Origin of the sequence: Xanthomonas sp. NCPPB 1638 (genome assembly GCF_041475635.2) — a bacterium.
Classification (GTDB): domain Bacteria; phylum Pseudomonadota; class Gammaproteobacteria; order Xanthomonadales; family Xanthomonadaceae; genus Xanthomonas; species Xanthomonas cucurbitae.
Genome location: NZ_CM192984.1, coordinates 3,157,699 through 3,180,824, shown reverse-complemented (window position 1 = coordinate 3,180,824; position 23,126 = coordinate 3,157,699). Strand labels below are relative to the sequence as shown.

At 65.6% G+C, this 23,126-nt stretch carries 19 protein-coding genes and 1 pseudogene; 14 read left to right on the top strand and 6 right to left on the bottom strand.

Features of this window, described 5'->3' with window-relative positions; all coding sequences use genetic code 11:
- Positions 1 to 26: 26 nt before the first annotated feature.
- Entirely contained in the window at positions 27 to 2,687 is a 2,661-nt protein-coding gene (locus ACCQ13_RS13745) for a TonB-dependent receptor (RefSeq protein ID WP_104603032.1), read from the bottom strand.
- Between the two features lie 717 nt (positions 2,688 to 3,404).
- On the opposite strand from ACCQ13_RS13745, the gene ACCQ13_RS13740 reads away from it, so the two are divergent.
- Positions 3,405 to 4,403 carry a glucokinase family protein gene (locus ACCQ13_RS13740; protein ID WP_211292985.1) on the top strand — a complete coding sequence of 333 codons (999 nt, stop codon included), beginning with the start codon at positions 3,405 to 3,407 and terminating at the stop codon, positions 4,401 to 4,403.
- 792 nt (positions 4,404 to 5,195) lie between these two features.
- On the opposite strand, the gene ACCQ13_RS13735 is transcribed toward ACCQ13_RS13740, so the two are convergent.
- Positions 5,196 to 5,930 carry a 16S rRNA (uracil(1498)-N(3))-methyltransferase gene (locus tag ACCQ13_RS13735; RefSeq protein WP_104603034.1) on the bottom strand — a complete coding sequence of 245 codons (735 nt, stop codon included), beginning with the start codon at positions 5,928 to 5,930 and terminating at the stop codon, positions 5,196 to 5,198.
- Positions 5,921 to 7,339, bottom strand: coding sequence for an adenosylmethionine--8-amino-7-oxononanoate transaminase (bioA, locus tag ACCQ13_RS13730; protein ID WP_159407356.1), 1,419 nt, complete (start codon positions 7,337 to 7,339; stop codon positions 5,921 to 5,923). Before bioA ends, ACCQ13_RS13735 begins: the two co-directional genes overlap by 10 nt.
- A 41-nt stretch (positions 7,340 to 7,380) precedes the next feature.
- Between bioA and nudE the strand changes: the two genes are divergently transcribed.
- The 10 genes and pseudogenes from nudE to ACCQ13_RS13680 all read left to right on the top strand — a co-directional run bounded on the left by nudE (position 7,381) and on the right by ACCQ13_RS13680 (position 14,891).
- Complete coding sequence (gene nudE / locus ACCQ13_RS13725) at positions 7,381 to 7,929, top strand: ADP compounds hydrolase NudE (RefSeq protein ID WP_167526921.1); 549 nt, start codon at positions 7,381 to 7,383, stop codon at positions 7,927 to 7,929.
- Positions 7,926 to 8,726, top strand: coding sequence for a 3'(2'),5'-bisphosphate nucleotidase CysQ (gene cysQ / locus ACCQ13_RS13720; protein ID WP_104603037.1), 801 nt, complete (start codon positions 7,926 to 7,928; stop codon positions 8,724 to 8,726). Before nudE ends, cysQ begins: the two co-directional genes overlap by 4 nt.
- Positions 8,727 to 8,903: 177 nt before the next feature.
- Positions 8,904 to 9,713 (top strand): annotated as a pseudogene (gene mazG / locus ACCQ13_RS13715) (nucleoside triphosphate pyrophosphohydrolase); the annotation flags it as partial.
- A gap of 44 nt (positions 9,714 to 9,757) precedes the next feature.
- Positions 9,758 to 10,093 (top strand): YnfA family protein, encoded by a 336-nt coding sequence (locus ACCQ13_RS13710; protein WP_104603038.1) that lies wholly within the window; start codon positions 9,758 to 9,760, stop codon positions 10,091 to 10,093.
- Between the two features lie 142 nt (positions 10,094 to 10,235).
- Positions 10,236 to 11,201 carry an SPFH domain-containing protein gene (locus tag ACCQ13_RS13705; RefSeq protein WP_104603039.1) on the top strand — a complete coding sequence of 322 codons (966 nt, stop codon included), beginning with the start codon at positions 10,236 to 10,238 and terminating at the stop codon, positions 11,199 to 11,201.
- Between the two features lie 3 nt (positions 11,202 to 11,204).
- Positions 11,205 to 11,639: an NfeD family protein gene (locus ACCQ13_RS13700; RefSeq protein ID WP_159407355.1), complete on the top strand. Its 435-nt coding sequence runs from the start codon at positions 11,205 to 11,207 to the stop codon at positions 11,637 to 11,639.
- 147 nt (positions 11,640 to 11,786) lie between these two features.
- Positions 11,787 to 12,896 carry a glycine cleavage system aminomethyltransferase GcvT gene (gene gcvT / locus ACCQ13_RS13695; protein ID WP_104603041.1) on the top strand — a complete coding sequence of 370 codons (1,110 nt, stop codon included), beginning with the start codon at positions 11,787 to 11,789 and terminating at the stop codon, positions 12,894 to 12,896.
- A 138-nt stretch (positions 12,897 to 13,034) separates the two neighbouring features.
- Positions 13,035 to 13,430, top strand: coding sequence for a glycine cleavage system protein GcvH (gcvH, locus tag ACCQ13_RS13690; RefSeq protein WP_104603042.1), 396 nt, complete (start codon positions 13,035 to 13,037; stop codon positions 13,428 to 13,430).
- A gap of 456 nt (positions 13,431 to 13,886) precedes the next feature.
- Complete coding sequence (locus tag ACCQ13_RS13685; protein WP_159407354.1) at positions 13,887 to 14,108, top strand: hypothetical protein; 222 nt, start codon at positions 13,887 to 13,889, stop codon at positions 14,106 to 14,108.
- 315 nt (positions 14,109 to 14,423) lie between these two features.
- The gene (locus tag ACCQ13_RS13680; RefSeq protein WP_159407353.1) at positions 14,424 to 14,891 is read left to right on the top strand and encodes a histidine biosynthesis protein HisIE; all 468 of its coding nucleotides are present in this window, start codon (positions 14,424 to 14,426) and stop codon (positions 14,889 to 14,891) included.
- A gap of 384 nt (positions 14,892 to 15,275) precedes the next feature.
- On the opposite strand, the gene ACCQ13_RS13675 is transcribed toward ACCQ13_RS13680, so the two are convergent.
- Positions 15,276 to 16,643, bottom strand: coding sequence for a serine hydrolase domain-containing protein (locus ACCQ13_RS13675; RefSeq protein WP_104603045.1), 1,368 nt, complete (start codon positions 16,641 to 16,643; stop codon positions 15,276 to 15,278).
- A 330-nt stretch (positions 16,644 to 16,973) separates the two neighbouring features.
- On the opposite strand from ACCQ13_RS13675, the gene ACCQ13_RS13670 reads away from it, so the two are divergent.
- Both ACCQ13_RS13670 and ACCQ13_RS13665 read left to right on the top strand, forming a co-directional pair.
- Positions 16,974 to 18,344, top strand: a complete 1,371-nt coding sequence (locus ACCQ13_RS13670) for an NTP/NDP exchange transporter (RefSeq protein WP_159407352.1) — start codon at positions 16,974 to 16,976, stop codon at positions 18,342 to 18,344.
- A gap of 54 nt (positions 18,345 to 18,398) precedes the next feature.
- Positions 18,399 to 18,752: a DUF1304 domain-containing protein gene (locus ACCQ13_RS13665; protein WP_104603104.1), complete on the top strand. Its 354-nt coding sequence runs from the start codon at positions 18,399 to 18,401 to the stop codon at positions 18,750 to 18,752.
- 104 nt (positions 18,753 to 18,856) lie between these two features.
- On the opposite strand, the gene ACCQ13_RS13660 is transcribed toward ACCQ13_RS13665, so the two are convergent.
- Together ACCQ13_RS13660 and ACCQ13_RS13655 are read right to left on the bottom strand one after the other, a co-directional pair.
- Positions 18,857 to 21,331 carry an acyl-CoA dehydrogenase gene (locus ACCQ13_RS13660; RefSeq protein WP_159407351.1) on the bottom strand — a complete coding sequence of 825 codons (2,475 nt, stop codon included), beginning with the start codon at positions 21,329 to 21,331 and terminating at the stop codon, positions 18,857 to 18,859.
- The gene (locus ACCQ13_RS13655) at positions 21,328 to 22,242 is read right to left on the bottom strand and encodes an alpha/beta fold hydrolase (RefSeq protein WP_159407350.1); all 915 of its coding nucleotides are present in this window, start codon (positions 22,240 to 22,242) and stop codon (positions 21,328 to 21,330) included. Before ACCQ13_RS13655 ends, ACCQ13_RS13660 begins: the two co-directional genes overlap by 4 nt.
- A 136-nt stretch (positions 22,243 to 22,378) precedes the next feature.
- On the opposite strand from ACCQ13_RS13655, the gene ACCQ13_RS13650 reads away from it, so the two are divergent.
- Complete coding sequence (locus ACCQ13_RS13650) at positions 22,379 to 22,984, top strand: TetR/AcrR family transcriptional regulator (RefSeq protein ID WP_159407349.1); 606 nt, start codon at positions 22,379 to 22,381, stop codon at positions 22,982 to 22,984.
- Positions 22,985 to 23,126 lie beyond the last annotated feature (142 nt).

Here is a 23,126-nt window from a genome sequence, read left to right as displayed (position 1 = left end):
AGGGTCGGTGGCGCGCCGGTACTACATCAGAACTTGAAGTTCAGCTGGGCCTGGTAGCCGCGGCCGTTCTTGTAGAACGCCGTGGGGGTACTGCGGGTGTTGCTGAACAGGCGGTAGGTGGAATCCAGCAGGTTGGTCGCGCCGAAGGTCAGACCCATGTAGTCGGTGATCTGATACGAAGCGGTCAGGTCCAGCTGCTTGTAGCTGTCTGCGAAATCCTGCGAGGCCAGGCGACCGATCTGGGTGAAGTACTTCGAGCGGTAGCTGTAGTTCACACGCACCATCCAGTCGCCGTGTTCCCAGTAGGGGATCACGTTGTAGGTGTCGCGCGACAGGTACGGCAGGTTCAAGCCGGAGCTGGAATCGGATTCGGCAAACGTGTAGTTGGCCTGGATACCAAAGCCCAGACCCAGCGACTGCTGGTAGTTGACCGACACGCCCTTGACCTTGGCATCGGACACGTTGACCGGCGTGGTCACCTGGTAGATGCCCGACACTGCCGGCGGCGCCGGATTGAGCTGCTGGCTGACCGTGGTGTTGACGATGTAGGAGCCGATATCGCGATAGAACACTTCACCGGACAACATGCTTGACGGTGCGAAATACCACTCGGCCGCCAGATCGTAGTTGGTCGATTCGTACGGCTTCAGGTCCGGGTTGCCGCCGCCGGCCGTCAGGTCACCGGTACCACTGTTGATGGTGAACGAACCAGCTAGATCGCCGTAGCGCGGACGCGCAATGACCTTGGCTGCCGAAAAGCGCAGCACGGTGTCGTCGGTCATGTCGTAGGCGAGGTTGAAGCTGGGCAGCGCCTTGCGATAGTCGTTGGTCTCTGCAACGCGATTGAAGTTCGCGCCACCATCCTGGCTTTGCCAGAATTCGGACTTGTTGGTGGTATCGACCAGACGCACGCCGAGGTTGCCGCGCCACTTGCCGGTTTCGTAGTTCAACTGCGTGTAGAAATTCTGGGTGATTTCCTTCACATCGAACGAGGAGCCGAAGTCGGTGCGGTACGGGCCCTGCGGTTGAGCGAGCAGGTAGCGGCGCACGGTTTCCAGGTTAGCCGTCGGCCAGGTGGTGAGGTCGCCGCTGGCACCCAGGCCGTCGTACAAGCCACTCGGCGTGGTGCCCGGGCTGAACTGCGTCAGCGAGATCGGGTCGGTGGTGTTGATGCGATTACCACGCGCTTCCACCCCGTTGTTGTGGTTGATGTACTTGTAGCCGAACTGCAGCTTGGTGAACGGGCCCCATTCCAGGTCGCGTGCGGCATCCCACTGGAAGTATTTTTCCTCGTCCTTGCTCTTCTGATAGAAGATGCCGCCCGCCTGCATGGCGCTGGGATCCTGTGAACCGGCAGCAAGCCCTGCGGGCGAGCCGGGCAGCGTCCAGTTGGCCGCACCGCCGTTGTCGTAGTTCACGGCAGTGTTGCGGCCGTCGAAGGCATAGTTGTAGCCGCCGTCGGCCATCAGGAACTTCATCAGGTATTCGGGGTTCTTGCCGCCGGTCGCTGCGGTGTAACCGCCCTGGGTGGTGAAGACCCATTTTTCACCCAGCCAGTCGTGGCGCAGGTTCAGGCTCTTGGTGGTGACGGTGCTCTCGCGGTAGTTGGCATCCAGCTGCGCATACGGCTGGCCAGCAGCGCCGTCGCTGACGGTGGCCGAGGTGACTACGCCGTCCTGCACATTGGCGCGGGTGACCTTGCGCAGATCGTCGTTGCAGGCCGGGCAGACATACCGCGACTGGCTGAAGTTGTTGTATTCGCCCTTGATGTACAGGCCGGTCAGGTTGAATTCGTTCTGCTCGTCCGGCTTCCACTGCAACGCACCCTGCAGGCCGCTGCGCTGGCGGGTCTGCTGGAAGAATGCGCTGTTGATGCCGGCAGGCACGCGGGCGGTGGCCACATTGCTGCCGTCGCCGGTGATGGTGGCCGTCGGCGGGATGTTGGCGCCGGTGGTGTAGCCGAAGTACTCGATACCGGCGCGCGCCAGGTCCTGCTTGTCGTGCGTGGCGGAGATCAACGCACCGAAGGTTTCGTCGTCGTTCTTCCAGCTCCACAGCGCCGACCCGCGCGGATTGCCTTCTTTCGAGCGGTCGTTGTAGTTGTAGCCGATCGAACCGCGGATGGTGTTCTTGGGCAGGTCCAGCGGCTTGCGGGTATGCACGATCACGGTGCCGCCGATCGAGCCTTCGTCGATGCGTGCTTCCGGGGTCTTGTAGACCTCCATCAGGCCGATGATTTCCGGCGACAGCAGGGTGTAGTTGAAGGTGCGGCCGCTGGTGTCGGTCGGGTTGCCGCCCCAGTCGCCCGAGGCGATGGTCTGGCCGTTGAGCAGCACGCGGTTCAATGCCGGGTCGGTGCCGTTGATGCTGACCTTTTCGCCTTCGCCGAACTGGCGGTCGACGCTGATGCCGGGCAGGTGCGACAGCGATTCGGCCGCGTTGATGTCCGGGAACTTTCCAATGTCCTCGGCGCTGATCGCATCGACGATGGAGTTGGCCGAGCGCTTGACCGCCTGGCTCTTCTCCAGCGACGCGCGGTAGCCGGTGACGGTGATGGTGTCGAGTTCGGTCGTGGCCGATGGCGCGTTGGCTTGTGCCGATTGCTCTTGCCCGGCAGCCATTGCAGAGCCGGAGCAGTACAGAGCGGCGGTGATACAGAGTGCTAATGTCGTGGTGCGGCTGTGCATGGCTAAACCTCGTTGGTTGGTGCTGTGAGCGCGCGGCCTGCAAGAGGCGTCACGCGCTCGGCGTGGCTGGCAAAACAACACATCCGGACCGATCGCGGTGGTCGAACACAGCATCTGCAGGTGACGGCAGATGCGTCGATTCGCGTGGTAGAGGACGTGTCCCCCGTGTGGTGAAGCGATGGAGCGAATGCGACCTCAGCGAGCCGGACGTCGTGATGACGCACGCCCCACGAATCTGGAACAGGCAGGTAAGGGAAGAGCCGTTCTTCAGCACCGAACAGTCCGTGGCCCCTCCTGCCAGAACCCCGATTTGCGGCGAGTCTCGCGTAGCGCTGACAGCGTTGTCAACACATCGTCACAGATCTCTGAAATGGCTGCGATTGCGCTGCAATGCAGCATTTTGACTGCAGGATCGCAGCAGCGTCCAACCCGCCTCGTGGCGGCAGCGACGAGGTGCTCGGCAACGCCGCAGGCGCCCGCAACGCCGGATTTTTGGCGCTCCGATCAGTGCCGCTGGTTTGTGCCCGGATCGGCGTGATCGATGCGGCTTTTTCATGGATGATGGGTGGCGCGGAGGGAAATGCTAGGCGTGGCGCGCCACAGTTGCGTTACAACGGGATTACTGACAACGTTGTCTACCCGCGACCGTTCGTTGGACCGGGAGTGACCTCGGTCTGCAGTTACTGAACAGGAGAATGCGTGAGCGCAATCAGCCCAATGGAAGCGGTGGCTTTTCCGCATCCCGACACCTTCGTTGCCGCAGACGTGGGAGGCACGCATGTGCGCCTGGCACTGGTGTGCGAAAGCGCCGATGCGCGCAAGCCGGTGACGGTGCTGGACTATCGCAAGTACCGCTGCGCCGACTACCCGGGCCTGGCCGAGATCATGTCCGCATTCTTTGCCGAACTGCGCTGTGCGCCAGTGCGGCGCGGGGTGATCGCCAGTGCCGGCTTCGCGCTGGAAGATGGCAGCGTGATTACCGCAAACCTGCCCTGGACGCTGGCGCCGGAGCAGATCCGTCGGCAGCTTGGCATGCACGCGCTGCATCTGGTCAACGATTTCGAAGCCGTCGCCTACGCAGCCAACTACATGTCCGGCAACCAGGTGCTGCAGCTGTCGGGGCCGCCGCAAGGCGCGCCGGGCCCGGCGTTGGTGCTGGGGCCCGGCACCGGGCTGGGTGCGGCGGTCTGGATTCCGAACGGCGCCCATCCGGTGGTGTTGCCGACCGAAGCCGGGCACGCGGCGCTGGCCGCCGCCAGCGACCTGGAGGTGGCCTTGCTGCAGGAGTTGCGCCGCACGCGCAGGCATGTCGGGACCGAGACATTGTTATCCGGGCCCGGCCTGTTGACGCTCTACACCGCACTGGCCGCCGTGCGCGGTCAGCCGACCGTGCATGCCGACCCGGCCGACGTCACTGCCGCGGCGTTGCGCGGCGACGACGTGCTTGCGCGCGATGCGCTACAGGCATTTTGCGGCTTCATGGGGAGCGTGGTCGGCGACATGATGCTGTTGTATGGCATTCGCAGTGGGGTGTATCTGGCGGGCGGCTTCCTGCCGCAGATTGCCAATTTCATTGCCACCAGCGATTTCGTCACCCGCCTGCTCGACAAGGGCGCGCTGCGCCCGGCGCTGGAGCAGGTGCCGGTGCGCATCGTCGAACACGGCCAGCTAGGTGTGATCGGCGCAGCCAGCTGGTTCCTGCAACACGGCCGCTGAGTCCATGCACCCGTAGGAGCGCACCCGGGCGCGACCAGGCTTTCCCAGTAACGCCCGTCGCGCTCAGGCGCGCTCCTACGGGCGTTTGCGCGTCCGGCCCGGTCTGCAGATCCATCCCTGCCCATGCCCGGAACATTGCGCCGCAATCAGCGGCCCAGCAGTCGCCAACGACCCCGGCACCCGTAGGAGCGCACCCGGGCGCGACCAGGCTTTCCCGGTAACGCCCGTCGCGCTCGGGCGCGCTCCTACGGGCGTTTGCGCGTCCGTCCCGGTCTGCAGATCCATCCTTGCCCATGCCCGGAACATTGCGCCGTAGTCAGCGGCCCAGCAGTCGCCAACGACCCCTGCACCCGTAGGAGCGCACCCGGGCGCGACCAGGCTTTCCCAGTAACGCCCGTCGCGCTCAGGCGCGCTCCTACGGGCATTTGCGCGTCCGGCCCGGTCTGCAGACCCATCCCTGCCCATGCCCGGAACATTGCGCCGTAGTCAGCGGCCCAGCAGTCGCCAACGACCCCGGCACCCGTAGGAGCGCACCCGGGCGCGACCAGCTTTCCCAGTAACGCCCGTCGCGCTCAGGCGCGCTCCTACGGGCGTTTGCGCGTCCGGCCCGGTCTGCAGATCCATCCCTGCCCATGCCCGGAACATTGCGCCGTAGTCAGCGGCCCAGCAGTCGCCAACGACCCCTGCACCCGTAGGAGCGCACCCGGGCGCGACCAGCTTTCCCAGTAACGCCCGTCGCGCTCAGGCGCGCTCCTACGGGCGCTCGTGCCAATTCCGCGATGGAGGGAGGTCCTACAGATCCCCAAATCGCGATTGCAGCGCCGCAATCGCGGCCAGTCCGGCGGTCTCGGTGCGCAGGATGCGCGGGCCCAGCTGCAGGCCGCTGAAGCCAGCCGCCGCCAGAGTGGCGCGATCGCGCGACGACCAGCCGCCCTCCGGCCCGATCGCCACTACCATGTGCTGGCCGGTGCCTGCGGACAGCGTGCCCAGGCGATGGTCGCCTTGCGGGTCCAGGGTCAGCCGCAGCGCCTGCGCATCGCAGGCCTGCGCGGCGTCTTGCAGGCCACGTGGCGCTGCCAGATCCGGAATGCGCGCGCGGCCGGATTGCTCGCACGCGGACACCACCACGCTGCGCCAATGCGCCACGCGTTTTTCCAGGCGCGCCGCCTCCAGCTTGACCTCGGTGCGCTCGGCATTGACTGGCACGATGGCCGCAACGCCCAGCTCGGTCGCCTTCTGCAGGATCAGGTCCATCTTCTCGCCGCGGGCGATGCCCTGCAGCAGGGTGATCCGCAACGGCGATTCGTTGTGCCGCGGCTCGACACGCACGATGAGCGCACGCGCCTCGCGCTTGCCGGCCACGCTGATGCGGGCGTGGTAATCGCTGCCGTCGCCATTGAACAGGATGCAGGCATCACCCTCGCGTAGCCGCAGCACGCGCAGCAGGTGATTGGCGGACTCTTCGGGCAGGGTGACGTCCTGGTCGCACTGCAGTGGCAGTGCCACGTGCGAGCGGGTCAGGCGCATGCTACGGCCTCCTCGATGGCGTGGCGGGTGGTGGCCGCCAGCAATGCAAGTTGCGCCTGGTCCACGCAGTACGGCGGCATCCAGTACAACACGTCGCCCAGCGGCCGCAGCACCACGCCACGTGCCAGCGCTGCGCGATAGGCCTTCAACCCCACCCGCGCGGCTGCAGGGAAGGGCGTGCGCTTGTCGCCGCCCTGGGTCAGCTCGAACGCCACGATCATGCCGGCCTGGCGCACGTCCGCCACCGCCGGATGTTCGCCAATCTGCGCAGCGAGCGTGGCCATGTGGGCGGCGGTGTGCTGGTTGCGCGCAATCACGTCGTCGTCGGCGAAGATCTGCAGGGTCGCCAATGCGGCCGCGCATGCGAGTGGATTACCGGTGTAGCTGTGCGAATGCAGGAACGCGCGTTCGCGCGAATCGTCCAGGAACGCGTCGTACAGCTGTTGCGTGGCCAGCACCGCCGCCAACGGCAGGAAGCCGCCGGTCAGGCCCTTGGACAGGCACAGCAGGTCGGGCATCACCCCGGCCTGCTCGCAGGCGAACAAGGTGCCGGTGCGGCCGAAGCCGGAGGCGATCTCGTCGGCGATCAGGAACACGCCATGCGCGTCGCATAGCTCGCGGGCACGGCGCAGATAGGCTGGGTGATACATGCGCATGCCGCCGGCGCACTGCACGCGCGGCTCCAGGATCAGCGCGCAGATCTCGCCGGGCGAGCGCTCCAACAGCGCTTGCAACGCATCGGCCGCCTGCAGCGCATGCTCCTCCGCGCTCTGGCCGGGCTCGGCCAGGTAGGCATCGGGCGAGGGCGCAAAGATCGATTCGAGCAGCAGCGGTGCGTAGACGCGCCGGTACAGGGGAATATCGCCCACCGACAGCGCGCCGATGGTCTCGCCGTGGTAGCCGTTTTCCAGCGCGATGAAGCGCGTGCGGCCGTGCTCGCCGCGGTTGTGGAAATAATGGAAGGCCATCTTCAAGGCCACCTCCACCCCGGCCGAGCCATTGTCGGCATAGAACACCTTGGACAGCGGCGCACGCCCGTGCTGGCGTGGCGCAAGCGCCAGCAGGCGTTCGGCCAGCTGCACTGCCGGGGCATGCGTGAAGCCGGCCAGCATTACCTGCTCCAGCGTCCCGGCCTGCTGCGCGATGGCCGCGCCAATGCGTGGTTCGGCATGACCGAACAGGTTGGTCCACCAGCTGCTGACCGCATCCAGATAGCGGCGGCCGTCATGGCCGACCAGCCAGGCACCCTCGCCGCGGGCGATCGGTACCAGCGGCAAGGTGTGCGGGTGCTCGCGCATCTGCGTGCAGGGATGCCAGACCACCGCAAGATCGCGTTGTCGCCACTGATCTGCAGCTTCGGAGGCGATCGGGTCTGCTAGGATTTCGGGTTCATGAATATGTCGATGCATTCCCCCATTCTATCGGCCCCCTTCGCGGCTGCGTGTCCCGCATGAGCCCGCGCCTGCCGATCATCCACAAGACCACCGATCTGGGCGAAGGACCGTTCCGTCGCCAGCAGCTGGATCTGGAATTTTCCAACGGCCAGCGCCGCATCTACGAACGCCAGCTCAGCCAGGGGCATGGCGCGGTGGTGGTGGTACCGATGCTGGACGAGAAGACCGTGCTGCTGGTGCGCGAGTACGCCGCTGGCGTGCACCGCTACGAGCTGGGCCTGGTCAAGGGCCGTATCGATGCCGGCGAAACGCCGGTGCAGGCCGCCGACCGCGAACTCAAGGAAGAGGCCGGCTACGGCGCACGCCAGTTGCAGGTGCTGCGCGCCATGACGCTCGCTCCTACTTATATGAGTCACCAATCCTGGCTGGTGCTGGCGCGCGAGCTGTATCCCGAACGCCTGCCCGGCGACGAACCGGAAGAGATGGAAGTGATCCCCTGGCCACTGGCCCGCCTGGACGAGCTGATGCTGCGCGAAGACTTCTCCGAAGGCCGCTCGCTGGCGGCACTGTTCATTGCGCGCGAATGGTTGGAGCGCAACCCATGATCCGCATCCCGATGGAGTTGCGCGAAACGGTGATCGCCATCGCCCGCGAGGCGGGCGAGGCCATCATGCAGGTCTACGCGCAGGACTTCGCGGTGGAGATCAAGGACGATGCCAGCCCGCTGACCCAGGCCGACCTGGCCGCCAATCGCGTCATCGTCGAAGGGTTGCGCCGGATCACCCCGGACGTACCGGTGCTGTCGGAGGAATCGGCGCATGTGGCCTGGGCCGATCGCCAGTACTGGACCAGCTACTGGCTGGTCGATCCGCTGGATGGCACCCGCGAATTCGTCAAGCGCAATGGCGAGTTCAGCGTCAATATTGCGCTGATCCACATGGGGGCGCCGGTGCTGGGCGTGGTGCAGGCACCGGTCGATGGCCGGGTCTGGTATGCCGCGCGCGGCGAAAACGCCTACCGCCGCGATGGCGATCGCGACGAGATGCTGCAGACGTGCACACCAGCGGCCACGCCATTACGGGTGGCCGCCAGCCGCTCGCACCGCGACGCGCGCACCGCCGCTGCGCTGGAGCGCATGGGCGAGATCGAGGTGGTGGCGCAGGGCTCGTCGTTGAAGTTCTGCCGTCTCGCCGAAGGCGATCTGGATGTGTATCCGCGCTTCGGTCCTACTTCCGAATGGGACACGGCCGCCGGCCAATGCGTCTTGCATGCTGCCGGCGGTGTGCTGCTGGCTGGGGACAGCGGCAAGCCGTTCCGCTACAACCGCCGCGACACCTTGCTCAACGGCGACTTCATTGCGCTGGGCGACCCCAATCTGCCATGGCGCGATTGGCTGGCATGAGCATGCCCACCGGTCGTGCGCGTGCCGCATGGCCGGTGGGCAGGGCCGTCATCGGCTGACCGCTACACTTCGGTGGCTTCCCTGCGTGGCATCGGCTGCGGCGATCGGTGATGCAGCGCACCGCGCCAGCCGATCGCGGCTGGCACCTTCTCCCGCATCGCGTTTCAGGAATCCAGCATGTCCCAGACTCCCTCCACCGGCGATCTCCAGGGCCTGTTGCAGCTGATGGCTCGCCTGCGCGACCGCACGCATGGGTGCCCCTGGGATGTGCAGCAGACCTTCGCCAGCATCGCTCCGTACACTATCGAAGAGGCCTACGAAGTGGCCGACGCGATCGATCGCAACGACCTGCCGGGGTTGCGCGACGAGCTGGGCGACCTGTTGCTGCAGGTGGTCTTCCACGCGCAGATGGCAGCCGAGCAGGGCGCGTTCGGGTTTGCCGATGTGGTGGCCACGCTCAGCGACAAGCTGGTGCGTCGCCATCCGCACGTCTTCGCGAGTCAGGCAGCCGACGACGCGCGGGCGGTCAGCGCCAATTGGGAGCAGATCAAGCGCGACGAACGCCGCGCCGCCGGACACCAGGACGACTCGGCGCTTGCCGGCATCGCTCGCGGCCTGCCGGAGTGGCAGCGCTCCACCAAGCTGCAGTCGCGTGCGGCGCGGGTCGGTTTCGATTGGCCGGGCCCGGCGCCGGTACTGGAGAAGCTGCAGGAAGAAATCGAGGAACTGCGGGTGGAATTCGCGCGCGGCCCGGTGGCCGACAACCAGGCGCGCCTGGAAGACGAACTCGGTGATGTGCTGTTCGTCTGCGCCAATCTGGCGCGGCATGCCAAGGTCGACGTGGGCGCCGCGCTGCGGCATGCCAACCTGAAATTCGAACGCCGCTTCCGCGCGATGGAAGCCCGCGCGCAGGCGCAAGGCACGGCACTGGACGCGCTGTCGTTGAGCGCGCAGGAAGCCTTGTGGCAACAGGTCAAGCGGGACGAAGCGGCCGCAGCGACGATGCCCGATACCGACCCTGCGACACGCCGATGAATTCCGCACTGGGCACCGTGCTGCTGTTCGTCGCCACCGCCGTGGCCGAGCTGGTGGGCTGCTACCTTCCTTATGTATGGCTGCGCAGGGGCGGCAGTGCGTGGTTGCTGCTGCCCACCGCGTTGAGCCTTGCGCTGTTCGTGTGGTTGTTGAGCCTGCATCCCACCGCCAGCGGGCGTACCTACGCCGCCTACGGCGGGGTCTACATCGCCAGTGCGCTGTTGTGGTTGTGGTGGGTGGACCGCATCACGCCCACCCGCTGGGACCTGCTCGGCGCCGGCTGCTGCCTGCTGGGCATGGCGGTCATCATGTTCGCGCCACGCAACGCTTGAGCCGGGTAGGTGCCGGTCGTACGCGCCGGCGTGCGGCGGCATGCTGCGTGCCACGCAGTGTTGTCCGTTGCCGCCATTGGCGATGCGGGCGGCGGGTGCATACTCCGCGCAGGACCGACTCGTCATCGCAAAGGGGCTGCACATGTTTCCAACTTCGTTTCTGGCCATCGCCGTGCTGGTTGCCGGCGTCATCGTGTTGTTCAAGACCGTGCGCATGGTGCCGCAGGGATTCCAGTGGACGGTGGAGCGCTTCGGCCGCTATACCCACACCATGAGCCCGGGGCTGCACTTCCTGATGCCGGTGGTCTACGGCGTGGGCCGCAAGATCAACATGATGGAACAGGTGCTGGACGTGCCCAGCCAGGACGTCATCACCAAGGACAACGCCGTGGTGCGCGTGGACGGGGTGGTGTTCTTCCAGGTGCTGGACGCGGCCAAGGCCGCCTATGAGGTCTCCAACCTGGAAATCGCCTCGATCGCGCTGGTGCAGACCAACATCCGCACCGTGATCGGCTCGATGGACCTGGACGAATCGCTGAGCCAGCGCGAAACCATCAACGCCCAGCTGTTGAGCGTGGTCGACCAGGCCACCAACCCGTGGGGCATCAAAGTCACCCGCATCGAGATCCGCGATATCCAGCCGCCGCGCGACCTGATCGATTCGATGGCGCGGCAGATGAAGGCCGAGCGCGAAAAGCGCGCGCAGATTCTGGAAGCCGAAGGCTCGCGGCAATCGGAGATCCTGCGTGCCGATGGCGAGAAGCAGGCCGCCGTGCTCGAAGCCGAAGGCCGCAAGGAAGCCGCCTTCCGCGACGCCGAAGCGCGCGAGCGCCTGGCCGAGGCCGAAGCCCGCGCCACCCAGGTGGTGTCCGATGCGATCGCCAACGGCAGCGTGCAGGCGATCAATTACTTCGTCGCACAGAAGTATGTGGAGGCGTTCAAGGCGCTGGCCACCGCGCCCAATCAGAAGTTCGTGCTGATGCCGATGGAATCCAGCGGCATCATCGGCTCGATCGCCGGTATCGCCGAGCTGGCGAAGGACGCGCTGACCAAGTCCGATACCGCCGGCGTACGCGTGCCGCCGATGCCGCCGCGCGCGGGAGTCTGAGCCATGCGTTGGGATGTGGTGGTGTGGGCGGTGCTGGCGCTGCTGTTGATCGCCGCCGAGACCTTGGTGCCCGGCGCATTCCTGTTGTGGATGGGGATTGCCGCGGCGGTGGTGTGCGTGCTGGTGCTCGCGCTGCCGGGCATGTCGCTGCTGGTGCAGATCGTGGCATTCGTGCTGCTCAGCTTCGCGTCGGTGCAGGTCTATCGCACCTGGTTTCGTGGCAAGGGGCGGCAGAGCGACCGTCCCTTGCTCAACCGGCGCGCCGAACAATTGATCGGCCGTCGCGTGCTGCTCGATCAGCCCATCCACGATGGCCGTGGTCGTGCCAAGGTCGACGACGCGTTCTGGGTGGTCAGCGGTCCGGAGCTGCCGGCCGGCGCACCGGTGCGGATCGTCGGCGTGGATGGCATGACCTTGCTGGTGGAAGCGGCTGGCTGATCGTCGGGAAGGCTTGCGCAGTGCGTAGTGCCGTCTTGCATGCTGCAGTGCGGCGTAATGGCACCGGGTGCGCGCAAGCGCTGCATACGTTCCCCGCAAGCCCGGCCGGGCGGCGATAATGGGCGTCTTTCCCTTGGACCGGCGCTCATGACCCAGAAGACCATCCTCAACGACACCCATCGTGCGCTCGGCGCCAAGATGGTCGACTTCGGCGGCTGGGACATGCCGATCCACTACGGCTCGCAGATCAACGAACACCATCAGGTGCGTCGCGACGCCGGCATGTTCGACGTCAGCCACATGACCGTGGTCGACCTGCACGGCGCGCGCGTGCGCGAGTTCCTGCGTTACCTGCTCGCCAACTCGGTGGACAAGCTCAAGGTCGCCGGCAAGGCGCTGTACACCTGCATGCTCAACCCGCAGGGCGGCGTCATCGACGATCTCATCGTCTACTTCATGCGCGAGGATTTCTTCCGTCTGGTGGTCAATGCCGCCACCCGCGAAAAGGACCTGCAGTGGATCGGCGCGCAGGCCGCACGCTTCGACGTGCAAGTGGAAGAGCGCGGCGACTTCGCCATGGTGGCGGTACAGGGCCCCAACGCGCGTGCCAAGGTCATCGAGTTGCTTGACCCGGCCGACACCGCGGCTGCCAGCAAGCTCGGCCGTTTCGCCGCGCTGCAGACGCGCTCGCGCGACGGCATTGCATTGTTCGTTGCACGTACCGGTTACACCGGCGAAGACGGTTTCGAAATCGTGCTGCCGCAGGACGCGGCGGTCGCGTTCTGGAATGCGCTGCTCGCGCAGGGCGTCACGCCGGCCGGCCTGGGCGCGCGCGACACGCTGCGATTGGAGGCGGGCATGAATCTTTACGGGCAGGACATGGATGACACGGTCAGTCCGTACGAGGCCGCGCTGGCCTGGACGATCGCGCTGGATGAAGGCCGTGACTTCATCGGCCGCGAGGTGCTTGCCTCGCAAAAGGCGCAGGGCGCCCCGCGCCAGATGATCGGCGTGGTGATGGACGAGAAGGGCGTGCTGCGGCACGGCCAGAGCGTGCTCACTGCGGCCGGCCAGGGCGAGATCCTGTCCGGCACCTTCTCGCCCACGCTGGGCAAGGCGATCGCCTTCGCACGCGTGCCGGCCGGCAGCATCGACGACCTGCGCGTGGACATTCGTGGCCGCCAGGTGCCCTTGCGCGCGGTGAAGTTTCCGTTCGTGCGCGAAGGCCAGGCGCAGCCCGGCGTGCTCGGCGACTGAGCCGGGTGATGCCGGCTGCAGCCGGCCGGCATCATGCAACCGCATGCACCCCAGCCATGCAGACGCGCGTGCACCTGTCTCACCGCGCGGTCTAAACTAGCCACCTGTCCCCAACCCCAGTTTCCCCGGAGCACACCCATGAGCGAGATTCCTGGCGACCTCAAGTTCCTCAAATCCCACGAGTGGGCCCGCGTCGAAAGCAACGGCCGCGTGACCGTCGGTATCTCCGACCATGCGCAGGGCTTGCTGGGCGACCTGGTCTACGTCGAACTGCCGGGCGTCGGTGACACCGTGCAGGTCGGCAACGGCGCGGCGGTGGTCGAGTCGGTCAAGGCCGCTTCGGACGTGTATAGCCCGGTCAGCGGAACCGTGGTGGAGGTCAACAGCGCGTTGAGCGACAAGCCGGAAACCATCAACGAAGACGCCTACGGCGAGGGTTGGATCTTCGTCGTCGAGATCGACGACAAGGACCAGCTCAACGACCTGCTGGCGCCGGACGACTATGCCGAGCTGCTTGAAGACGACGACCACTGATCCGGTTTTGGTCTGTCGCAACGCCATGGCCGCTCAGTGAGCGGCCATTTTTTTGGCGGAAGGGCGGCGGGTTCCGGCGCGCGTGGACGCCGCTGCGCGTGTCGAGCGACAGGGTTGGTCGATGGTCGGCGCAGCATCTTTCGACCGCCGCTGGCGTAACGCCGAGTGGTGTGCCGGGCGTCATGCATTGCGGCGCGTGCCGGTAGCGTTCCCGATCCGCGCCTGCAGCGCGATTGCCGGGTGAGTCGTTTGTGAGGATGCAGTGCGCGCACTGCGAGCGCCTGATCGGCAGGCTTCGACGTTGCAGTCGATCGCGCCGCTTACCTTGTCGCGCACGCGCATCGACGCATGCATGGCGATCAAAGCGCGCGATAAGTTTGCGCATTTCCACTGGTGCGACGCCGGAAGTGCAGTCGCTGCCAAAAAAATTTTCAGCTGGCGGACAGGCGGCGGGCGATGCCGATGCGTTCGGCGTGCGCGGCGGGCCGGATGTCTGTGGTGGGTGTTCGAATTGACGGTGTACAAAAAAAACAGCGGAAAAGAAGTGGTTTTTTTTCAGTGCGATTGCGTGCGCACGCCGGTGGGGTGACGCTGCCGGGTGGCGCGCGCGGCGCCGATCACCCTTCGCTGCATGGCATCGCGATGGCGGTTCGAAAAAAAAATGCAAAAGAGTGTTGACAGTAAAAAAAAGCGTGATTAGGTTTCGCCCAGCAGACATTGCTGCGAAAGAGAGTGAGCAGAATCGACATCAAGCCGACCAGCTTGTTCAAGACGTCCACCCAAGCACGATCGATGGTGGAGTCGGGTCCGCTTCCCTCCAGGAAAACAGCAGTCGTCCCGATCACGCACCCGTGTCGCCGTTCGATGCGGGTGTTTCTGTATCCGTCCCGTCGTGCATCACCTGCGGACGGTTCCCGACGACGGCATGCCGGCGCGGGGTTTGGTTCAACTGGGCGTTTCACCTCCATAGTTCACTGACGAGGAGCCAATTACATGGCCATTAAAAAAGCTGCGAAGAAGAAACCCACCGCCAAGAAGGCAGTGAAGAAGACTGCCGCCAAGAAGGCGACCAAGAAGGTCGCCAAGAAGGCAACCGCCAAGAAGGTAGTGAAGAAGACCGCTGCCAAGAAGGCCGTCAAGAAGACTGCAAAGAAGGCAACCGCCAAGAAGGCAGTGAAGAAGACTGCCAAGAAAGCGACCAAGAAGACGGCCGCCAAGAAGGCAGTGAAGAAGACCGCCAAGAAGGCGACCAACAAGACAGCCGCCAAGAAGGCCGTCAAGAAGACCGCCAAGAAGACCGCCAAGAAGGCCGTAGCGAAGAAGGCGACCAAGAAGTCCGCCGTCAAGAAGTCCGCTGCCAAGAAGCCTGCTGCGAAGAAGGTCGCCAAGAAGAAGCCGGCCGCTCGCAAGAAGAAGGCCGCTCCGGTCGCGCTGCCCGCAACCCCGGCGCCGCTGATCTGATCTGCACTACCCGATCGCCGTAACCATCGAGCTCTCTCCCCGACGCCCAGCGGGGAGGGAGCTTTTTTATTGCGCGTCCCTGGTCGATTTCCAGCGTATCGTTCACAGCGCGCGGCGGAGGTCCAAGCGTGTCGTCTTCCTTCACCCGCCTGCGGGGGAAGGTGCCCGAAGGGCGGATGGGGGCGTGGTGACCGCGCTCAGCCAAGCCGCTGCAACGGCTGCGCGGCTGTACTGTGCGATGCCGCGAGCGTGCGTTTCTCGCATCGTCCTGTGCTGCAACGTGGTGGACGGCCCGCGGCTGGTACGCGGGCGGTGTGCCGGCCAGAAATGACACAGGCGGCCGAAGCCGCCTGTGTGTGAGTCAGTGCCGGTGCAATGGTCGGCTCAGCGTGGCGAGGCCACCGACTTGCCGGACGAAACACCCTTGCCGGCCGGATCGGGTTTGTCGGCCAGCATGTTCTCGCTGCCGAAATCGCCATCCACGTCGATGTCCAGCCAGCGTTTTGCCGGCAGGCCGAGCGCGCGGTCCAGGATGGTCGGCATCATGCCCGACGGCAGGCCGCTTTCGCCGTTCCACATGATGGCAATGCCCAGGTCGCGCTCGGGCAGCAGCGCGACCAGGCCGCGGTAACCCTGCACTGCACCGGCGTGGAAGATCACCTGATGGCCGGCGTAGTCGAACACCCGCCAGCCCAGCGCATAGCTGGCCGCGTCCACGCGCTCGTGGCGCCAGCCGGAGCGCATTTCGCCCGGGGTGGAGATCAACGGTGCGTGCAAGGTGGCCAACAGCGGGGCCGGCAGTACGTCGGTGCGATGGCCGGTATGCGCGAGCAGCCACTGTGCCATGTCGCTGGCGCTTGCGTTGACACCAGCGGCTGGAGCAAGACGGTAGTAGGTGGGCTTGGGCGTCAGCGACACCCAGCCATTGCGGCTGCGCACATGCGGGCGTGCCCAGTGCGGGCTGGCCTGGATGCCGGCCAGCCCCATGCTCGCATCGTTCATGCCCAACGGCTTGAAGATGCGGCGTTCCACCGACTGTTCGTAGAAGCTGCCGGAGGCAGCGAACACCACATCGCCGACCAGGCTGAAGGCCACATTCTGGTAGGCGTAGCAATCACCCGGTGCGCAGCGCAGCGGCGCGGCAGCCAGCTTGTGGCTCAAGGAGTAATAGTCGGCATTGGACTCGATGTCGCGGTCGTAGGCGTTGCGGGTCAACCCGACGCGATGGCTGAGCACCTCGGCCACGGTGAGCCCACGGGTGGCGGTGTCGTCGCTGAGCCGGAAGCCGGGCACGTAATCGACCACCTTGCTGTCCCAGCGCAGCACACCATCGTTGACCAGCAGGCCGGCCATGGTGCCGGCGAAGGCCTTGGACAGGGACGCCAGGCGAAACACGGTGTGGCCATCCACCGGCTGTGGATGGTTGACGTCGGTGACGCCGTAGCCGCGCGCGCTGAGCACCTTGCCGCCCTGGACAATGGCCATCGCCATGCCGGGGACACGATTGCCGTAGGTCAGCTGGTCGGCCATCGATTCGAATGCCGCCACGTCGAAGCCGGCGGCCGGCGCCAGCACGCTGGCGGCGGGCAACGAAGCGCGATACGCAAGCGGAGCGGTGGGCGACTGCATGTGCAGCGCGGAGGCAGTGGGCGCAGGCGTCTGTGCCGTGGAAGAGAGGGCCAGAGGCAGCAATGCCCCGAACAGCCCGATGGCCAACGGACGGAACCGTCGGCGCCTGCGCATTTCTGTCATGGTTGTGCCGCCTGTTCCACTGCCTTGGGCGATTCTAGCGCCGCACTTCGCAATAGCACAAACTGCCGGAAGATGAATGGGCATCGTATTGATCCGATTGACGATTTGTATCCCGCAGAGCGGCCAATTCGCGCCCTGGGACGGGAGCTGCGAACCACTGCGCCGGTTGTAGCAAGCCGTGTGCCGGGAGCCGGCCCGGCAAGGCTGCCGCGCGGACTCCGGCGTGTTGTTGGCGCTTCCTGCATCGGCTAACGTGCGCGCTCCCTGGTCAGATGTCGCCGTTGCCATGCTCCTGCTGTCGGGCTCGTCCGTGCGGACATCATTGACGCCATGAGCGGTTTGCCCGCACCGCGTTCGGCGCTCGGCCGGTTGGCGCGCGCGTTGCGCGGTTCGCCGCCGCTGGCATGGTCGTTCCTGTACTTCTTCTGCCTGCTCAGCGGGTACTACGTGCTGCGCCCGGTGCGCGAGGCGATGGGCGCGTCGGCCGATGTGGAAGCGCTGTTTCCGGCCGGCATGATCGCCTTCTTCGCCACACACGGCCTGCCGCTCAAGGACTTCACCTTGCAGGTGCTGTTTACCTGCGCCTTCCTCATCATGGTGGTGACGCAACCGCTATACGGTGCGCTGGTCAGTCGCTACCCACGGCGTGTCTTCCTGCCGACGGTGTATGGCTGCTTCATCGCGACCCTGCTGTTGTTCTATGTGCTGTTCGACAGCGGCATGCCTGGGCGCGGCATGGCGTTCTTTCTGTGGGTGACGGTGTTCAACCTGTTCGCGGTGGCGGTGTTCTGGAGCTTCATGGCCGATGTCTTCAGCAATGCCGAGGCGCGCAACTACTACGGCTACATCGGTGCGGCCGGCACGCTGGGCGCGTTTCTCGGGCCGATCCTCACCCGCACGCTGGTGGAGCGGATCGGCATCGCCCACCTGATGCTGGTGTCCGCCGGGTTCCTGACGGTGTGCGTGGTGTGCGTGTTGCGGTTGCGGCTGTGGGCGGTGGCGCGCGAGCAGCAGTTCGGGTTGGATTCCGGCGAAGTGCCGATGGGCGGCGATGTCTTTGGCGGGCTCAAGCTGATCGTGCGCGAACCACTGCTGCGCTGGCTGGCGCTGATGACCCTGTTCGGCGTGGGCGTCGGCACCTTGCTCTATAACGAGCAGGCTGCGTTGGTCCGGCGGCTGTATACGGATGCGGCGGCCAGCACGGCGTATTACGCCAGCATCGATCTGGCGGTCAACGCACTGACGCTGGTGCTGCAGTTGCTGGTGACACGCGCGCTGCTGTCGCGCTTCGGCATCGCGCCGGCGTTGCTGATTCCGGGTGTGGCCATCACCCTGGGCTATGCCGTGCTGACGGCCTCGCCGCTGCCGATGATGCTCGCGATCGTGCAGGTGATAACGCGCTCCAGCGAGTTCGCACTGGCCAAGCCGGCACGCGAGACGCTGTACACGCGAGTCAATCGGCAGTGGCGCTACAAGGCCGGCGCGGCGATCGATACCGTGGTCTACCGCGGCGGCGACCTGAGCTTTGTGTGGATCCACAAGCTGGTGTCGGCCCTGGGGTCCAGCGCGGTGTTCGGCGTCGGGTTGCTGGCGGCTGCGGGGATGACCGTCGGTGCGTTCGGCCTGTTGCGTGAGGCGCGCAAGCTGCCTGCCGAACGCGCGACCGACCAGAACCGGCAGGCGTCCAGGCCGCAGGGCTGATCGCTTGCGCGGTTGCGGGTATGCTGCCTGTCACCTCCCTTGCAGATTTTCGCCATGTCCCTGTTTGCGATCATCGCTGGCGTTCTGGTTGCCCTGTTGCATGTGGCCATCCTGGCGCTGGAGATGGTGCTGTGGACGCATCCATTGGGCTTGAAGACCTTCCGCAACACGCCGGAGAAGGCGCAGGCCACGCGCGTGCTGGCAGCCAATCAGGGCCTCTACAACGGCTTTCTGGCCGCTGGTCTGTTCTGGGGGGCACTGGCCGACCGTGCGGACGTGCTGAGCTTCTTCCTGGGCTGCGTGGTGGTTGCCGGCGCCTATGGCGCCTATAGCGTCAACCGCCGCATCTTCTTCGTACAGGCCCTGCCTGCATTGATCGCACTGGCACTGGTGTGGCTGTCGCGCTGAGGCGTCTGGCGGTAGCGGGTGGCTTCTTGTAGGCGCGCGCTTGCCCGCAAAGAAAACGGCAGGCTAGAAGCCCGCCGTCATCGCTCACCAGATCGACCTGCGTCTTACGCCGCTTCGCGCGGCTGCCGTGCCTGCGGCTTGTCGTAGAAGCTGGCCGCACGCAACTCATGCGGATCGAAGTCGTCCACGGTAATGGTGTCCATCATGATCGCGCGCAGCTCTTCCAGCAGCTTGCGCTCTTCCAGGGTCAGCACGCCTTCGGCGACCGCTTCGTCCAACTGCGCAGCGAAGTCCAGTGCCTCGATGCCCTTGGTCTTGAGCGCTTTGAGGAACTTGCGCTCCACCGGCTCGGCCATCACGGCCTTGGTCAGGTAGCTGGCGATGCGGCCGCCCGGGTTGTTGGCGCAGGGCGTCAGGAACACGCCTTGTGCCAGGCGGTCGCGTGCCTCGTTCGGGGTCATCAGCAACGATGCCACGCGGTGGCCCAGACGATCGCCCGGCGCTTCGGCACGGCGGCCCAACGGGAAGATCAGCACCCACATCAGCCAGCCCACCGGGCGGATCGGGAAGTTGCGCAGCGCGGCCGACAACGCGGTTTCGATCTTGTGCACGCTGTCGTGGAAGGCCCAGGCCAGCAGGGGCTGGTCGGTGGCCGGTGCGCCGTCGTCGTGGTAGCGCTTGAGCATCGCGCTGGTCATGTAGATGTGGCTCAGTACATCGCCCAGACGCCCCGACAACGACTCCTTGAACTTCAACTTGCCGCCCAGCATCAGCATCGACACGTCGGCCATCAACGCCAGGTTGGCCGAGTAACGGTCCAGCTTGCGGAAGAAGCGACGGGTGTAGGCATCGCCCGGCGCTGCGCCAATGCGTGCACCGGTCAAGCCGATCCAGAACGAACGCACGGCATTGGAGATACCGAAACGGATGTGCCCGAACAGGCTCTGGTCGAACGCTTCCAGGCCGCGACGCGTGTCCGGATCCTGCGCCGCCTGCATTTCCTTCATCACCCACGGATGGCACAGGATGGCGCCCTGGCCGAAGATCAGCAGGCTGCGGGTCATGATGTTGGCGCCTTCCACGGTCACGCCGATCGGCGCGGCCTGCCAGGCGCGGCCGGCGAAGTTGCGCGGCCCCAGGATGATGCCCTTGCCGCCGATCACATCCATCATGTCGCTGACCACTTCGCGGCCCATGGTGGTGCAGTGGTACTTGGCGATCGCCGACGGCACCGACGGCACGTCGCCGCGGTCCACCGCCGCCGCCGTGGCCTGCGCCAGCGCGCTGATCGCGTACGCCTTGCCACCGATGCGCGCCAGCGCTTCTTCCACGCCCTCGAAACGGCCGATCGACAGGCCGAACTGCTTGCGGATGCGTGCATATGCGCCGGTGACCACGGCCGCCGCCTTGCCACCGCCACTGGCAGTGGAGGGCAGGGTGATCGAACGGCCCACGGCCAGGCACTCGTTGAGCATGTTCCAGCCCTTGCCCACCATCTCCACGCCGCCGATCAACTGGCTGAGCGGGATGAACACTTCTTCGCCATGGATCGGGCCGTTCTGGAACGGCGAGTTCAACGGGAAGTGGCGACGACCGATTTCCACGCCGGGCGTTTCGCGCGGCAGCAGGGCCAGGGTAATGCCGATGTCCTTCTTGTCGCCGATCAGGCCTTCCGGATCGTAGGCGCGGAACGCCAGACCGATCAGCGAGGCCACCGGGGCCAGGGTGATGTAGCGCTTGTCGAAGGTGAGCTTGACGCCGAGCACGTTGGCGCCGTTCCACTCGCCCTTGCACACGATGCCGTAGTCCGGGATCGAGGTGGCATCGGAGCCGGCAAACGGGCCGGTCAGGCCAAAGCACGGTACTTCCGCACCCACGGCCAGACGCGGCAGGTAATAGTCCTTCTGCTCGGGAGTGCCGTAGTGCAGCAGCAGCTCACCTGGGCCAAGCGAGTTCGGTACGCCTACGGTGGAGCTGACCACGCTGGAGATCGAAGACAGCTTCTGGATCACCTTGTGGTGCGCCAGCGCGCTGAAGCCCAGGCCGCCATACTGCTTGGGAATAATCATGCCGAAGAACTTGTTCTTCTTGATGAAGTCCCACAGCTCCGGCGGCAGGTCGGCGTAGACGTGGGTGATTTCCCAGTCGTTGACCATCTTGCACAGCTCTTCCACCGGACCGTCCAGGAAGGCCTGCTCTTCGGCGGTCAACTGCGGCTTGGGATAGTTGAGCAGCTTCTGCCAATCCGGGTCACCGGTGAACAGCTCGCCTTCGAATCCCACCGAACCGGTTTCCAGCGCAATGCGCTCGGTCTGCGACAGCGGCGGCAGCACCTTGCGGAAGAACGCCATTAGCGGTGTGGTCAACAACGGCTTGCGCAGGAACGGCAACAGCACCGGCGCAGCCACCAGCACGACCAGGACCGCAGCGATGATGGTGGCGGTCAGGTTGGCTTCCAGCAGCCAGCACGCCACCAGCACGCAGGCGCTGATCGCAACCCAGGTGGCCAGGCGCATGCGGTGATAGGCCGCGATGCCCGCCGCCAGGATGACGAGGAGGAATGGTGCAACGATGCTCATGGTCTTGCTCCAGTGACATGCTCGGTGATGTTGGACGCTGCGATGGTGCCAACCGGGGGCAGTGCGTCCAGATAATGCAACACGGTGGCGGTAAACGTGGTGTTGTCGTCGCCGGCCAGCATGTGCGTGGCCTCGGGAAGCTGCACATGCTGAGCGTGCGGGGCGATCGACAGGAACTCGCTGATCGTGGCCGGCGTGACCAGATCGCTGCGGCCGCCACTGATCAACAGCATCGGGCAACGCACCTGCGCGGCGGCGTCCAGCACAGTGTCTTGCTGCTGCGACTGCGTGCCGGCCAGCTCACCTATCAAGCGTGCATCCCAATGCCAACGCCAGCGGCCATCTGCGCGTTGCCGCAGCAGCGCCTGCAATTGATCTTCGGTCTTGCGCGGACGCTGCGGCAGGTAGAGCGCGATTGCATCGGCGGCGGCATCCAGTGAAGCGAAGCCATCGGGATGGGCGGTCATGAAACGCAGGATGCGCTCGGCCCCGGTGCTGTCCCAACGCGGCGTGATGTCGACCAGCACGATGGCGCGGAACAGTCCCGGCCAACGCGCTTCGGCCATCAGCCCGAACAATCCGCCCATCGATGCGGCCACCAGCACCGGTGGCTCGGCCTGGTTGCCGGCCAGCACGATCAGGTCGTCGGTGAACTGGGTGCGGGAATAAGGCGTGTCTGCCGGATTGGCGCTCGACTCACCATGCCCGCGTGCGTCGTAGCAAAGCGCCCGGTAACCGGCCGCCGCCAGGGCGGTGGCCGTCGCTTCCCAGGCATGTCGCGTCTGTCCGAAGCCATGCGCGAGTAACACCGTCGGCGCCTGCGCCGCACCGCGCACCGATACCGCAAGCAGCGCATCGCCAGCGGGGACGCTGGAGACGGCTGCGGCCTGAGCATGAAATGAGCTAACCATACTTAATGGTATGGATGCGGCCTGGCGGCTGTCAATACTGCCTGGTATGGACGGTTAAACCGTTGAATGGTGTCGGGTGGGTGCCAGATATGTGACGCATACTGCAACTGACTCAAGCGTATGGTTAAATCGTCGGATGAACGACACCATCGACTCCAGCTCCACCACGCCCCGCAGTTCCGGCCGCGGCAATCGCCTCAGTGCTGACGATTGGGCACAGGCGGCCCTGGATCTGATCGCAGAGCAGGGCGTGGGTGCGGTGGCCGTGGAGCCACTTGCGCGTCGCCTGGGAGTCACCAAGGGCAGCTTCTATTGGCACTTCCACTCGCGCGACGCGTTGCTGCAGGCGGCGCTAGAGCGCTGGGAGATCTTCGAGCAGAAAGAAGTGTTCGGCAGTCTGGAAGACGTGCCCGATCCCAGTGCCCGCCTGCGCGCGCTGTTCCAGCTGGTGGCGCACGAGGTGACCCCGCACGTCATCTACAGCGAACTGCTCAAGGCGCTCGACCACCCAGCCGTGCGCCCGGTCATCGACCGCGTTTCGCAGCGTCGTCTGGACTATCTGATTGCCTCGTTCCGACAGGCCGGCCTGTCGCGCACCGACGCCCAGCACCGCGCGCGTCTGGCGTATGCGGCCTATGTCGGTTTCCTGCAGCTATCGCTGCAACTGCAGCAACCCCGGCAGGCGCGCGAGGAGTTCGAGGCCTACGTGGAACACGTGATCCAGACGCTGATTCCAGCGTGATCCAGGCCGCCGGGCGATGCGCGCAGATCGCCATCGGCCACTGTTGCCGGCCTGACGGGCGATATCAGGCCCCGCCTCCTGAGGAAGGAGTGCCGGCGCTTGTCGGGCAGACCAACACAGCATTAACGGCCAACAGTGCCGC

What these genes read in the sequence shown, in the direction of transcription:
- ACCQ13_RS13745 (WP_104603032.1), bottom strand. Translation starts at nt 2,687, where the DNA reads ATGCACAGCCGCACCACGACATTAGCACTCTGTATCACCGCCGCTCTG.
- ACCQ13_RS13740 (WP_211292985.1), top strand. Translation starts at nt 3,405, where the DNA reads ATGGAAGCGGTGGCTTTTCCGCATCCCGACACCTTCGTTGCCGCAGAC.
- ACCQ13_RS13735 (WP_104603034.1), bottom strand. Translation starts at nt 5,930, where the DNA reads ATGCGCCTGACCCGCTCGCACGTGGCACTGCCACTGCAGTGCGACCAG.
- bioA (WP_159407356.1), bottom strand. Translation starts at nt 7,339, where the DNA reads ATGCATCGACATATTCATGAACCCGAAATCCTAGCAGACCCGATCGCC.
- nudE (WP_167526921.1), top strand. Translation starts at nt 7,381, where the DNA reads ATGAGCCCGCGCCTGCCGATCATCCACAAGACCACCGATCTGGGCGAA.
- cysQ (WP_104603037.1), top strand. Translation starts at nt 7,926, where the DNA reads ATGATCCGCATCCCGATGGAGTTGCGCGAAACGGTGATCGCCATCGCC.
- ACCQ13_RS13710 (WP_104603038.1), top strand. Translation starts at nt 9,758, where the DNA reads ATGAATTCCGCACTGGGCACCGTGCTGCTGTTCGTCGCCACCGCCGTG.
- ACCQ13_RS13705 (WP_104603039.1), top strand. Translation starts at nt 10,236, where the DNA reads ATGTTTCCAACTTCGTTTCTGGCCATCGCCGTGCTGGTTGCCGGCGTC.
- ACCQ13_RS13700 (WP_159407355.1), top strand. Translation starts at nt 11,205, where the DNA reads ATGCGTTGGGATGTGGTGGTGTGGGCGGTGCTGGCGCTGCTGTTGATC.
- gcvT (WP_104603041.1), top strand. Translation starts at nt 11,787, where the DNA reads ATGACCCAGAAGACCATCCTCAACGACACCCATCGTGCGCTCGGCGCC.
- gcvH (WP_104603042.1), top strand. Translation starts at nt 13,035, where the DNA reads ATGAGCGAGATTCCTGGCGACCTCAAGTTCCTCAAATCCCACGAGTGG.
- ACCQ13_RS13685 (WP_159407354.1), top strand. Translation starts at nt 13,887, where the DNA reads ATGCCGATGCGTTCGGCGTGCGCGGCGGGCCGGATGTCTGTGGTGGGT.
- ACCQ13_RS13680 (WP_159407353.1), top strand. Translation starts at nt 14,424, where the DNA reads ATGGCCATTAAAAAAGCTGCGAAGAAGAAACCCACCGCCAAGAAGGCA.
- ACCQ13_RS13675 (WP_104603045.1), bottom strand. Translation starts at nt 16,643, where the DNA reads ATGACAGAAATGCGCAGGCGCCGACGGTTCCGTCCGTTGGCCATCGGG.
- ACCQ13_RS13670 (WP_159407352.1), top strand. Translation starts at nt 16,974, where the DNA reads ATGAGCGGTTTGCCCGCACCGCGTTCGGCGCTCGGCCGGTTGGCGCGC.
- ACCQ13_RS13665 (WP_104603104.1), top strand. Translation starts at nt 18,399, where the DNA reads ATGTCCCTGTTTGCGATCATCGCTGGCGTTCTGGTTGCCCTGTTGCAT.
- ACCQ13_RS13660 (WP_159407351.1), bottom strand. Translation starts at nt 21,331, where the DNA reads ATGAGCATCGTTGCACCATTCCTCCTCGTCATCCTGGCGGCGGGCATC.
- ACCQ13_RS13655 (WP_159407350.1), bottom strand. Translation starts at nt 22,242, where the DNA reads ATGGTTAGCTCATTTCATGCTCAGGCCGCAGCCGTCTCCAGCGTCCCC.
- ACCQ13_RS13650 (WP_159407349.1), top strand. Translation starts at nt 22,379, where the DNA reads ATGAACGACACCATCGACTCCAGCTCCACCACGCCCCGCAGTTCCGGC.